This window comes from Bacillus sp. PAMC26543, assembly GCF_014250375.1.
Lineage (GTDB): Bacteria > Bacillota > Bacilli > Bacillales > Bacillaceae > Bacillus > Bacillus halotolerans.
Genome location: NZ_CP060193.1, coordinates 698,313 through 711,270 on the forward strand (window position 1 = coordinate 698,313; position 12,958 = coordinate 711,270).

The window sequence follows — 12,958 nt, forward strand, 5'->3', positions numbered from 1 at the left end:
CTTGTTTTTGTTGTCAATTGCTGGTGCTTAAGGAAGCTGAAAAATGACCAGTAAAAATAGTGTAATAACCATGGCATTTACACTTATTTTCAATTTTTTAGGGCTGATGATATTGACACATGGCAGAATAAGGGATGGAATGACCGATGTTTACTGATAAACATTAATTATGATAATCGTCTATGAAACGAAAAAAGGTTATTGCTGAAAATGATCCGTTGAAGCTTTAAGTGCTGTCTATCAATAATCCATCTCATTTTAAGAGGTAAATGAGATGGAAGCTGTACCGTGCTTATCTCTTTTTAATGCGAACTCTTGTATCGCTTGAAATCATTCATTATGAATGCTGTTATTCATCAATCTGCCTCTCTGATTTTATCGTTAACCGGTTTAACTAACCTCGGTTTATTGGATAATAGTGGAACTTCAAGGTGCAGATATCTTTTTGTTCTTTTTGCACAAAAATTAACTCATAAGCTTCCCTGTTCAGACGCAAAATACGTAAAAGGGAGGTGTCGTGATGAGAAAATACACAGTCATCGCTTCTTTATTATTGTCTTTTCTGTTTGTTCAGTCTGGCGGCCATCATGAAGCGAGGGCCTTGCCCGTCATAAAGCAGGAGCCGTTTCAAACGCCTCATTACATACCCTTGCTTGAAAACCCTCCTCAAATTGAAGTGAAGGCTGAAATGAAGGGCAACCTGATCATTCAGGCGCACGTGCGTGACAGTGAGTATCAATCGTTTTCTGCCTTTTTGTTTTATAAACAAAGCAATGAACTGGGCTATAAAATGGTGCCGATGGACCCAACCCCTGGAGCTATCCGCCAGTTTTTGGCGCAAATTCAGAAGAGGTCAATCTGGAATAGCGAGCTCGAGTATTACATTGTGTTCTCGAATGGAAAGCAGCAGGTGGAGTCAGAAACGAAGACACTGAAGCTGGATGGATTTCAGGCTGATCTCGCCCATATCCCGGAGCTGCTGATCACCGAGCTTGCGGTTGATACAAAAAATACCGGGCGTACAGACGGTTATGAATTTATTGAGGTATATAATACAACCGACAGAACAATTGATTTTAAAGATTATCACATCCGCTATCGCTATCCGAAGGAAGGGCCGGACTCCGATTTGATTTGGAGACCTGATCAGCGGGTCGTCATTCCTTCTGGCGAAACCTGTGTATTTTGGCTCAAGCCTGCCGGACATCCTGAGTTGACAGCGGATGATTTTAACCGGCACTATCAGACACATTTGAGAGAAGGGGAAAATCTGTTGGTGCTGGAAGGAACAGAGGGCATGGCGAATACCCGGCCGCGTGCGGTTGCGATATCGACGAATACAGGGAAGGATATTTCAGTTGCGCACTACAGAAAGCATGCGCTGCGCCGCCTGTCGTCTGTGCTTTATAAATATCCTCTCGATGGAACAGCGGAACTGCTCAACATTTCAATAGCAGAAAAAAATCCGTCGCCAGGCTCGGTTTTACAGGCGCAGGTTCCAGAGCAAAAACGAAAAATGATGCTTGATAAAGAAAAGCCGGTTATAGAGGATTTAACAGACCGCAAGCCTGTCCGTCCGGCTGAAAGCATTGAACTGCGGGCTGACATACGTGACCGCAGTTTAGTGAAAACGGCCGCCTTTTATTATCGGACAGATGAAAACAAACCGTTCAAACGCATTTTCGCTGAAAAAGACCGCAACGATCATTTGTACCATTATATTGTCTACTCACCTGAGCTGATCGGGAAGGATCAGCTTGAGTATTACGTCGTAGCCGGTGACGGGATTAATGAAGCGAAGACGCCTGTCAAAATGATTGATATTAAGCAAACAAGCAAGTCGCACGGTTTGCGGATGAATATAGAAAACAGAGATACACTTTCGGGGACACAGTTTCTCAAAGCGACTACGGATGGGCGGACTGACAGCATTAAGTTGTGGATTGACGGAAAAAAACAACTGACAGAGCCCGCCATGGAAAAAGAAGTATATTTTGCGTTCGATACCCGAAAAACGAACCTTTACTTTAAAAATGCTGTAACGATGGACGGCAAGGTGCTAAAAGTCTTCGATGATACGACAAATAAATACCGCACCTATTCTGTCCCTCTGCCGGAGACGCTGCTTCAAAAAGGGAAGCAGTTGCAGCGTATCACGATACGATCGGGTTCAAAGGTATCTCCGTTTGATACGGCTGAAAACCGTGATGACTTTTTAGTCAAAAATGCCCGATTGGTATTATCGGATGGAACGGTGATCAGGGATGAGCGTATTTCTCCCGAGAAGGAGCTTTTTATTGGGGATAATCAGCGCTCAAATAAAAGCTGGCCGTTTCAATTTCATTTGCCTGACGGACTGTTTACGTCACAGCTGCTGAAGTGGGATACAGAGAAGCTGACTGAAGGAGCCCATCATATTGCAGTAAGCGACGGGAATGAAAACCTGAGTTTTGTAGTGCGGGTTGATAATTCAGGGCCGCACATCGAACCGAATGTGACGGACGGACAGACGTATAAAGGAAATCTGGTTCTGCAGGCAGATATGTTTGATAAATGGAGCAAAATAGAGGAAACAGAGGCATTTTTAGATGGTGACAGCATTACGCTCCCATATCATACGTCAACTTCTGAGCTGTCTCCAGGCAAACACACGCTGAAAGTCTCAGCAACAGATTTGGCTGGCAATAAAACGGTTATTGAGCGGACATTTAAGACAGAGCGGGAGCATCCGGACCAGCCGGAAATCGTAAATAGCGATGCCGATACGCACAAAGCCAAGCTTTCGGTGCGGGTGAAGGATCCGACGAATGACGCGATGGATGTGTCTTTTTACAGAGGCTTTCAATATACGGCGCAAAACAGAAATAATGTGAAAATTTTTAAGCATGCGTCACTGACTGAACCTCCGAAGAGCTTTGTCCCGGAAAGCGAGACGCCGTTTACCAATGAAGAAATGAATCGGGTGTCAGGAGCTGACGGAAAAACAGTGTCAACTGAAGAGAAGGAGCTTTTTCCTTATCACCGTTTTGAAGTGACGGTTGACCCGTCCATTGATGAGAATGATTTAGCTGAAGCCGTTTGGAGAGGAAGCTCTCTGCCGGGGAGGAAAGTGACAATGTACGCTTGGAATTACCGGACAAGCCAGTGGCAGCCGATTGACAGCTTCGTTGCCAAAGATGACAAACAGTTCACGCTAAAGGCGTCTGTCATCGCTTCCGATTATGTACGGAAATCTAAGGTGAATATCATTGTTCAGGATGAAATTCCTCCTGCGAAGGATATGTATACCTTTGTCTGGATGTCAGACACGCAGTATTATGCAAAAAGCTATCCGCATATTTTTGATAAGCAGACTGCATGGATCAAAAATACCCAAAAGAAGCTGAATACGAAATACGTGTTTCATACAGGGGATATTGTAGATGATTCCGCGGATATCAGACAGTGGAGAAACGCTGATCAATCAATGCGTGTCCTGGACAACAGCGGAATTCCTTACGGCGTGCTGGCCGGAAACCACGATGTCGGTCATAAGGACGGCTCCTACAGGGCATTTGGCAAATACTTTGGCAGCCACCGTTTCGATAAGAGACTGTATTATGGCGAATCGTACAAAAATAACCGCGGGCATTATGACCTCATATCAAGCAGCGGCAATGATTATATCATGCTGTACATGGGCTGGGGCATCACGGACGAAGACATCGCATGGATGAATCAAGTGCTGAAGAAGCACCCTGACAGGACAGCTGTCTTAGCTTTTCATGAATATTTACTCGTAAGCGGAAACAGAAGCCCGATCGGCGAGAAAATTTTCAAGAAAGTTGTCAAGCCGAACCCGAATGTCGTGATGGTGTTAAGCGGACATTATCACAGCGCGATGAGAAAAACAGATGAGCTGGATGATGACGGAGACGGAAAACCGGATCGTCTCGTACATCAAATGCTTGCTGATTATCAGGGCGGGCCCGAGGGCGGCCAGGGATATTTGCGTTTGATGCAGTTTGACCAGGCAAACAATGTGGTGCATGTATCCACATACTCTCCGTATTTGGATGATAAAAACTTTTATGATACAGATAGTTACGGCAACAAGGATGAGTTTACGCTTGAGCTTGATCTGAAGCCAAGAATGAAAAGAGTAGAAACCGATTATTTTGAATGCAATGTCTATACAAACGAACAGCTCGGAAAACGCGAGAAAGTGAAAAGCGGGGAAACCGCCGAATTCCTTTGGGAGAATCTAGAGCCGAGTTCTGTTTATTATTGGTACACCATTGTGGAAGACAGCTTTAACGGAAAAACGAAATCACCGATCTGGAAGTTCAAGACGAAAAAAGAAACCTATCGTCCAGCGCCAGACCAGTTTGATTTTCGCCGTGTCTCCAATCCTTAAAAAGGGGTTGGAGATTTTTTATGACAGCCGATCCATGTAGTGAACAAAAGTATAACGGTCGCCCCTGTATACAGACTTTACATGCTCAAAAGCAGTCCCGTTCTGCAAATACGTTGTTCGTTTAATCAACAGGACTGGCGCCCCCTCTTGGATGCCGAGCATGCTTGCTTCATCCTGTGTTGCGGCGCTCGGTTCAAGCTCTTGTTTGGCGCGGGAAATCGGCGTGCTGTTGTACCTTTCGATATGCTCGTAAATCGACGACTTGAAATGAGACTGATTTAATTCACCTGCCAGCTCAAATGGGATGTGTGAGGCTTCGATCGCCATAGGAATATCATTCGCCAGCCGAACCCGTGTGATTTTGTGGATGCGGGACGGGTGCCCGCATCCTAGTATGGCGGCCAGCTCCTCAGTCGAATCGATAAGCTGATAATCGATGAGCCTGCTGCTCGGCCTCATACCGCGGCTTTTCATATCTTCGGTAAAGCTTGTAAGCCCTTGGAGCGCTTGATCCATTTTTAGCTTGCTGACAAAGGTGCCCCGGCCTTTCTGGCGATAGAGAAAACCTTCATTGACCAAATTAGAAAGCGCTTGGCGCACTGTCATCCGGCTGATCCCGAATTGCTCGGCATATTCCCGCTCGGAAGGAAGCGGCATATCCGGCTTCAGCTCTCCGCTCTTTATTTGGGCTTTTAATTGCTCCATAATCTGATAATAAATCGGGATAGGAGATTGTTTATCGATATTCATAGCGAAAATCTTTCAATGCCTGAATCCCGCGGCTTCTTGATCAATCAAAACCGAAACGTTAGGATGCAGATGCAAAGCAGACGCAGGGAATTCCTCGCTGACTTGTCCGTCCAGCAGCCGTTTGGCAGCTTCGGCTTTGCTTGTGCCGGAGATAAGCAGAAGAATCTGCTTGCTTGAGAGAATCGTTTGAATCCCCATTGTAACGGCTTTTTTTGGCACACTGTCAATGGAGGGAAAATATCTGGCATTGGCCTGACGGGTTTGTTCATTTAATGCCACGACATGTGTGCGGGACTGGAATGATGTACCTGGTTCATTAAAGCCGATATGCCCGTTCCGGCCGATGCCGAGAAGCTGAATGTCCGCTCCGCCAAGTGATTCAATCAATTGTTCGTAGCGTTTGCACTCGGCTTCCAGGTCACCTGCGTTTCCATCAGGAATAAAATGCCGGCTCGGTTGACTGTCGATATGCTGAAAGAAACGGTCATTCATATAGCAGTGATAGCTGTTTGGGTCATCACCGGAAAGCCCGGCGTATTCATCTAAATTAATCGTGGTGATGTTTTGAAAAGAAAGATTCTCTGTTTGGTGCAGGCGGATTAGCTCGCGGTACGTGCCTTCCGGTGTCCCGCCTGTTGCTAAACCGAGAACGGCATCAGGCTTTTCCCTGACTGTTTCAGCCACAATGCCGGCAGCTTTTTGGCTTAATGCCTCATACGATTGACATTCGATTACTTTCATATATGATCAGCCTCCTTGGATTTAAATGCAATGTTTCCGCGGCAAACGGTGAGAAGCACCTCACATTCACTGCTGACAATTACAAGATCCGCATCTTTTCCCTCTGTTATACTGCCTTTTCGGTCAAAGATGCCAAGCTGTTTGGCCGCGTTTGCTGAAGTTATATTTGCTATATCCGTCCAAGAGCAATTCGTAAACGCGCGCATATGCCGGGCGCCTTCATTCATTTTTAAAATCGAACCGGCAAGCGTCCCGTCCGGAAGAAGAGCTGTTTTTCCCTTTACTGTCACACTTTGTCCGCCGAACTCGTAGACTCCGTCTTTCAGCCCTTTCGCCCGCATTGAATCGGTGATCAAGATAAGCTTGCTGCTGCCTTTTGCTAAAAAAGCAAGCTTTGCCGCTAACGGATGGGAGTGGATACCGTCAGCAATAAGCTCTGTGACATACCCCTCATGTGCGAGGGCTGTCCCGATTACTCCGGGTTCACGATGATGAAACTGGCTCATCGCATTGTATAAGTGAGTCATATGGCTGGCGCCTGCTTCAAAGGCTTCCAAAAGTAATGCGGAGTCTGCATCCGTGTGTCCCATTGACGCGATAATTGACTCATCTTTTAAATAACGGATCAGCTCAAATTGCTGATCCTCCTCCGGCGCAAGCGTGACGATTTTGATCAGTCCGCCTGCCTCCTGCTGCCACTTCTTGAAAAGTGCAAGATCTGAGGGCCTGATCCATTCCTTTGGCTGCGCTCCGGCCCTTTTAGGTGAAACAAAGGGACCCTCCAAATGAATTCCGATCAATTCCGCACCTAAGGAAGAGGATTCCTCCGCAGACTTCCAATCTCTCGCATTTACCAGAGCTTGAGAAATTTGGCCGTGCTCCTGTGTGATGGTTGTCGCTAAAAAACTCGTTGTGCCTTCCTCAGGCAGTCTTGAGGACATGGCATCGAGCGCGGAAAAGCTCGCATCCATTGTATCTGCGCCATAGCCGCCGTGAATATGAATATCAATCATCCCCGGAAGCAATACGGCATCCTTTGGGCCTTGAATTTCCTTTGAGTATTGCTCTTTTGGCCGTTCTGTTGAGACAGCGCTGATTTTTCCGTCCTTGACCCCAACATAGCCGTTTTTAATCACTTCATTTTCTGTCACGATATTGATTCCGCTGAGAAGAAGACTATCTGCCATAAATGATCCGCCTTTCTGGAATATGAATACGTTTATTTTACTCTTTTTCAGACTAGTGATCTAGACCAGCTGACACGTTTGCCAGTCTTTTATAAAATCTGTTTTAGGTTCAAGCCCGAAAGTGATAAAATGAAATTATTGTTGAGCAAGCTCGGGTTATCCCGGAACAGGAGGAACATATCGTGGCAAAGGTTCGGACAAAAGATGTAATGGAACAGTTTCATTTGGAATTAATCAGCGGAGAAGAAGGAATTAACCGCCCGATTACGATGAGCGATTTATCAAGACCAGGCATTGAAATTGCCGGATATTTTACATATTACCCCAGGGAGCGCGTACAGCTTCTGGGGAAAACAGAGCTCTCTTTCTTTGAACAGCTGCCGGAAGAGGATAAAAAGCAGCGAATGGACTCTCTATGCACGGATGTAACACCAGCTATTATTCTGTCTAGAGATATGCCTATCCCGCAGGAGCTCATTGACGCTTCCGAGAAAAACGGCGTGCCTGTCCTCAGATCGCCTTTGAAAACGACAAGACTGTCAAGCCGATTGACCAACTTCCTAGAAAGCAGACTTGCGCCAACCACAGCCATTCACGGTGTGCTTGTCGATATATATGGAGTAGGGGTGCTGATCACAGGGAAAAGCGGCGTCGGAAAAAGTGAAACCGCGTTGGAGCTTGTGAAAAGAGGCCACCGCCTTGTTGCTGATGATTGTGTTGAAATTCGGCAGGAGGATCAGGATACCCTTGTCGGAAACGCCCCTGAGCTCATTGAGCACCTGCTTGAGATTAGAGGGCTCGGCATTATAAACGTCATGACGCTGTTTGGTGCCGGTGCGGTCAGAAGCAATAAACGAATTACAATTGTCATGAATCTTGAACTCTGGGAGCAGGGCAAGCAATACGACCGTCTTGGACTCGAAGAAGAAACAATGAAAATCATTGATACAGAAATTACAAAACTCACGATCCCTGTCCGTCCAGGACGAAATCTCGCGGTCATTATTGAAGTGGCTGCTATGAACTTCAGATTGAAGCGGATGGGCTTAAACGCCGCTGAGCAATTTACGAACAAGCTGGCGGATGTCATTGAAGACGGTGAACAAGACGAATAGGAGTTGGCAATAAATGAATGAAGCGATAGAACCACTCAATCCGATAGCGTTTCAGCTGGGGCCGTTAGCCGTCCATTGGTACGGAATCATTATCGGCCTCGGTGCTTTGCTGGGGCTTTGGATTGCCATGAGAGAAAGTGAGAAACGAGGACTGCAGAAAGATATTTTTATCGATCTCGTCCTTTTTGCGATCCCAATCGCGATTATTTGCGCACGGATTTATTACGTTGCATTTGAATGGGATTATTATGCCGAACATCCGGGGGAAATCATAAAAATCTGGAAGGGCGGCATCGCGATTCACGGCGGCTTAATCGGTGCCATTTTGACAGGCTATGTCTTTTCGAGAGTGAAAAACATTTCTTTCTGGAAGCTTGCGGATATCGCGGCGCCAAGCATTTTGCTCGGTCAGGCGATCGGCCGCTGGGGAAACTTTGTCAATCAAGAGGCACACGGGGAGGCGGTCAGCAGAGCCTTTTTAGAAAACCTGCACCTGCCTGAGTTTATCATCAATCAAATGTACATCAACGGCCAATATTATCATCCTACTTTTTTATATGAATCACTATGGAGCTTTGTCGGCGTTATTATGTTGCTGCTTTTGCGCAGAGCGAATTTGCGGAGAGGCGAGCTGTTTTTAACCTATATCATTTGGTATTCAATCGGAAGGCTCTTTATTGAAGGAATGCGGACTGACAGCTTAATGCTGACAAGTTCGCTTCGCATCGCTCAGGTGATCTCAATCGTATTGATTGTTTTGGCTGTAGCAGCCATCATCTTCAGACGCGTCAAGGGGTACTCGGCGAAGCGTTACGCAGAGTAGACGGTAACAAAGGGGGATGAGGGATGAAGAAGATTTTTCTGGCCGGTCTTGCGGCAGGTCTTCAAACAACATGGACACTCGGCAAAGTCATTTTTCCGGTAACGCTGGTGGTCACTTTGCTTCAGCATACGCCTGTCATGGATTGGCTGGTACGGCTGATTACACCGGTGATGGGCCTGTTCGGGCTTTCCGGTGAAGCGGCGATCCCGCTTGTTCTTGGGAATATGCTGAATCTGTACGCGGGGATTGCCGGGATATTGACACTGGATTTATCCGTGAAGGAAGTTTTTATCTTAGCGGTGATGCTTTCATTCTGTCATAACTTGATTATCGAATCGACAGTCGCAGCAAAGGTCGGGATCAGGATTGGCATCATATTGGCAGTGCGCATTGGTTTGGCAGCTGTTTCTGCAATCGTCATCAATCTCATCTGGCATGGCGGGCAGGAAACAGCGCAGTACGGTTTTATCGCTGCAAGGGGTGATGCGCCTGACGGCTGGCTGGCGATGCTGGCCGAGGCTTTAATGAAAGCCGGTCTTGGCGTTTTGCAGCTGGCGGCAATTGTGATCCCGCTGATGATCATCATTCAATTTATGCGAGACTTAGGCTGGCTGCACACGTTTTCGAAGTGGCTGTCTCCGTTTACGCAGATGCTCGGCATGAATAAAAATACCTCGATGACAATGGTGGCCGGCTTGACAATCGGTCTGGCCTACGGAGCGGGTGTCATGATTAAAGCAGTCGAAGATGACGGCGTTGGCAGGCGCGACATGACACTGGCCTTTATTTTTCTCGTTGCCTGCCATGCCGTCGTTGAAGATACACTTGTCTTTATTCCGCTTGGCATTCCAGTCTGGCCGCTTCTGCTGATCCGGGTTACTACGGCTGTGCTGCTGACGATGGCTATATCGTATACGTGGAAAAAATGGAAACCCTCAGCGGTTGGAAAGGAAGCAGTATGACTGATAAACAAGTTACGACAATTCTGTTTGATTTAGACGGAACCCTTATTAATACGAATGAATTAATTATCGCGTCATTTTTGCATACGCTGGAGCATTATTACCCGAGCCGCTATAAACGTGAAGATGTGCTTGCGTTTATCGGCCCGTCTCTTTTTGAAACGTTTTCTTCAATGGATGCTGAGAAAACTGAAGATATGATCAGCATGTACAGAACTTACAATCACCAGATGCATGACACACTTGTCACCGAATATGAAACGGTTTATGAAACGCTGGATGAACTAAAAAAAGCAGGCTTTACATTAGGAATTGTGACAACAAAATTAAGAGATACTGTTAATATGGGCCTTAAGCTGACGGGAATCGGCGAATTTTTCAAAACCGTTGTTACACTTGATGACGTCACGATGGCAAAACCTGATCCCGAGCCTGTTCTGCTGGCGCTGAAACAGCTGGGAAGCGAGCCTGCGGAAGCCATCATGGTCGGCGACAACTATCATGATATTCTGGCGGGTAAAAACGCCGGCACAAAAACAGCCGGGGTCGCTTGGACGATTAAAGGCCCGGAAGCGCTGGCGAAACATGAGCCTGACTATATGCTTGAGAAAATGAGTGATCTATTACAAATCGTTGGAGTGAAGTAATCTGTGAGAAAAACAGACCGACATCCGGTATCAGGTGCTAACTCACTGTGGCATGTCTATCAAACGGTACCTTTTTTGAAGGTAGTGAAGAATTTCATGATCATTCAAATCGCGAGATACACACCGTTTATAGGGATGAAAAACTGGCTGTACCGTACATTTTTGCGGATGAAGGTCGGAAAGCAGACATCCTTTGCCCTCATGGTGATGCCCGATATTATGTTTCCGGAAAAGATCTCAGTCGGAACGAATTCAATCATCGGATACAATACGACCATTTTGGCCCATGAGTATTTAATTCAGGAGTATCGAACCGGTAAAGTCCTGATCGGAGACGAAGTGATGATCGGAGCCAACACGACCATTCTGCCAGGCGTAGAAATAGGGGATGGCGCAGTCGTGTCCGCCGGAACGCTTGTCCATAAGGATGTGCCAGCCGGAGCATTTGTCGGCGGAAATCCGATGAAAATCATATACACAAGGGAAGAAATGCAGGAAAGAATAAAAAGCCCGCTGAATAAATAGCGCGGGCTTTTTCTGTATATTAAAATTGGGTATTGTTTTTTTCCGTTACGTGCTGGACGCCGATCCATTTCTTGCCGACGTTGGAGTATCTTGTGTTCGTCATGGTGACAGTGCTCGTTTTACTGTCCGTACGGAAAATCGCTTCCTTCATGTTTGTGATGGTGCATCTGTCGATAATGACATCGGTATGGAAGGTCGACCCGCCCAGCTGTCTAATAAACTTTCCGCCGTTATCCGCAGTGAAGTTTTTCACTATAAACGTGCTGGCTTTATTGATTTGAAAGATTTTATCAGAAGCTTTTTGAGCAGAACCGCCGTCAATGGTTACTTTTCCTTCCTTCTTCACAGTTAACGCGTCCTCACCGACATCTTCCCACGTCACATTCTGAATGTTAACGTTTCCATAAGTGTGCACGCCATCAGCAGCAGGAGCTCCGAGCACTACATTTTTCAGAGTTGCTCCGTCTTCCACACGAAAAACAGGCTTTTGGTTTTCGGATTGGCTTCCGTCACCCAATTCTTTTCCTGCTACAAACCGCTGTCCCTTCCCGTCATATGTTGTATTTTTTGGCACTATAATTGTTTCATGAACCACTTTGTCAGCTGCAAAAGCAGTTGATGTCTGAAACTGGCTGAAGCCCATAACCAAACTGAACATAAATAGGATAGACACGATTTTTTTCAATGATAAAATCCTCCCCGGGTATCTTTAGTTTTGTAAGAGAAGCGTCAGCATCTTGCACCGGCTTCTCTCACATAGATCGGGGCAAGGCTGAATCTGTTTTAATCATAAAAATAGCCAGCCTGAAAGTAAAGACAAATTTGGATGGAAAATGGAAAATGCGTCATTGTTACCTGATTTAAACATCAAGCATGAGTATTGGCGTATTTGCTCAGGAGAGAGCATAAGAAAAGCTTGTGAAAGCGGGCAGCTTTACTTTTGAACGACGATGGCTTGGCTGCCCATTTGCACCCACGCTTTTTCGAAGCTGGTCCGGTCTGTTTTTCTGTTTTTATAGCCATAAGGGTCATTCACATACACGTAATTTTCATCATAACCCGTGACGGCGACACTGTGTTCGCTGTACGTGATATCGATCGTTCCGTTTGGCGTTTTCCATGTCTGCATGTTGTCAACCGGCGTAAAGTTGGCTGTCGTGATAACCCAAACCGGGTTGCCTTTCTCAAGCTGCTCATAAACAGCAGAGATGCTTTTTCCTGTCAGATCAGAAACGCTGTCCCCCGCATAGGTTTTAGCGAGCTGATAGATCGGGCCGTGATAGACACCTAGCCCCGGGCCGTTCGCCATATCACCGACAAATCCGTCATTCGGATCACCTTTTAATCCGCTGCTGTATGTCAAAGGCACTGTTGCGATCTGGTTTGCCAGTGTATTCTTTGTCACGTTGTATCCCGCATAGTGCAGCACCATCGCAAGGCTCGTCACCTCACAGCCATTATAGAGCTTTGGGGCATCCATCTGATTGAAAAGCGTGACGTCCATCGGCTCAGCGCTTCCTTTCAGTTTCTTCTCTTTGTTTGCTGCTTCAGATTCATTCTTCGTTGCACCTAAATCAATTTTGAAAAACGAAATATCTATATCTTTTGCATATATTTTGATGCCGAAGAAAATGACAGCAGAAAGTATGATCAGTACACATAACGTTCGCAGTGTTTTCATCTTTAACTCCTTGTTCTCTATTTGATTTGTATTATAGCATGCCAAACATCAAGAATTTGAGATATGACCTACCTTTCATCATTTATTCATGACTTTTTCATATTTAGGAGGAGGATTTCTGAACGAAAAAG

At 46.1% G+C, this 12,958-nt stretch carries 11 protein-coding genes; 6 read left to right on the forward strand and 5 right to left on the reverse strand.

From position 1 onward, the window contains the following. The first annotated feature begins 520 nt into the window (after window positions 1-520). Window positions 521-4,396 carry a lamin tail domain-containing metallophosphoesterase family protein gene (locus tag H7F27_RS03450; protein WP_185848566.1) on the forward strand — a complete coding sequence of 1,292 codons (3,876 nt, stop codon included), beginning with the start codon at window positions 521-523 and terminating at the stop codon, window positions 4,394-4,396. Window positions 4,397-4,414: 18 nt separating this feature from the next. On the opposite strand, the gene H7F27_RS03455 is transcribed toward H7F27_RS03450, so the two are convergent. The 3 genes from H7F27_RS03455 to nagA are packed head-to-tail and all read right to left on the reverse strand — an operon-like array spanning window position 4,415 to window position 7,074. Beyond that, window positions 4,415-5,146: a GntR family transcriptional regulator gene (locus H7F27_RS03455; RefSeq protein WP_185848567.1), complete on the reverse strand. Its 732-nt coding sequence runs from the start codon at window positions 5,144-5,146 to the stop codon at window positions 4,415-4,417. 12 nt (window positions 5,147-5,158) lie between these two features. Further along, a complete protein-coding gene (gene nagB / locus H7F27_RS03460; RefSeq protein WP_185848568.1) occupies window positions 5,159-5,887 on the reverse strand; it encodes a glucosamine-6-phosphate deaminase in 729 nt (242 codons plus the stop codon). Further along, window positions 5,884-7,074, reverse strand: a complete 1,191-nt coding sequence (gene nagA / locus H7F27_RS03465; protein WP_185848569.1) for an N-acetylglucosamine-6-phosphate deacetylase — start codon at window positions 7,072-7,074, stop codon at window positions 5,884-5,886. The genes nagB and nagA overlap by 4 nt, the downstream gene beginning before the upstream one ends. 182 nt (window positions 7,075-7,256) lie before the next feature. Between nagA and hprK the strand changes: the two genes are divergently transcribed. The 5 genes from hprK to hprF are packed head-to-tail and all read left to right on the forward strand — an operon-like array spanning window position 7,257 to window position 11,146. Next, entirely contained in the window at window positions 7,257-8,189 is a 933-nt protein-coding gene (gene hprK, locus H7F27_RS03470) for an HPr(Ser) kinase/phosphatase (RefSeq protein WP_010332023.1), read from the forward strand. Between the two features lie 13 nt (window positions 8,190-8,202). Then, window positions 8,203-9,012 carry a prolipoprotein diacylglyceryl transferase gene (gene lgt / locus H7F27_RS03475; RefSeq protein WP_103671274.1) on the forward strand — a complete coding sequence of 270 codons (810 nt, stop codon included), beginning with the start codon at window positions 8,203-8,205 and terminating at the stop codon, window positions 9,010-9,012. Window positions 9,013-9,035: 23 nt separating this feature from the next. Continuing rightward, window positions 9,036-9,974, forward strand: coding sequence for a nucleoside recognition domain-containing protein (locus H7F27_RS03480; protein ID WP_095712934.1), 939 nt, complete (start codon window positions 9,036-9,038; stop codon window positions 9,972-9,974). Then, window positions 9,971-10,621, forward strand: a complete 651-nt coding sequence (gene ppaX / locus H7F27_RS03485; protein ID WP_185848570.1) for a pyrophosphatase PpaX — start codon at window positions 9,971-9,973, stop codon at window positions 10,619-10,621. The genes H7F27_RS03480 and ppaX overlap by 4 nt, the downstream gene beginning before the upstream one ends. Before the next feature lie 3 nt (window positions 10,622-10,624). Next, complete coding sequence (gene hprF, locus H7F27_RS03490) at window positions 10,625-11,146, forward strand: heptaprenylglyceryl phosphate O-acetyltransferase (RefSeq protein WP_095712936.1); 522 nt, start codon at window positions 10,625-10,627, stop codon at window positions 11,144-11,146. Window positions 11,147-11,165: 19 nt separating this feature from the next. On the opposite strand, the gene pelC is transcribed toward hprF, so the two are convergent. Next, window positions 11,166-11,831 carry a pectate/pectin lyase PelC gene (pelC, locus tag H7F27_RS03495; protein WP_185848571.1) on the reverse strand — a complete coding sequence of 222 codons (666 nt, stop codon included), beginning with the start codon at window positions 11,829-11,831 and terminating at the stop codon, window positions 11,166-11,168. Between the two features lie 249 nt (window positions 11,832-12,080). Continuing rightward, window positions 12,081-12,827 carry a C39 family peptidase gene (locus tag H7F27_RS03500; protein ID WP_010332017.1) on the reverse strand — a complete coding sequence of 249 codons (747 nt, stop codon included), beginning with the start codon at window positions 12,825-12,827 and terminating at the stop codon, window positions 12,081-12,083. Window positions 12,828-12,958 lie beyond the last annotated feature (131 nt).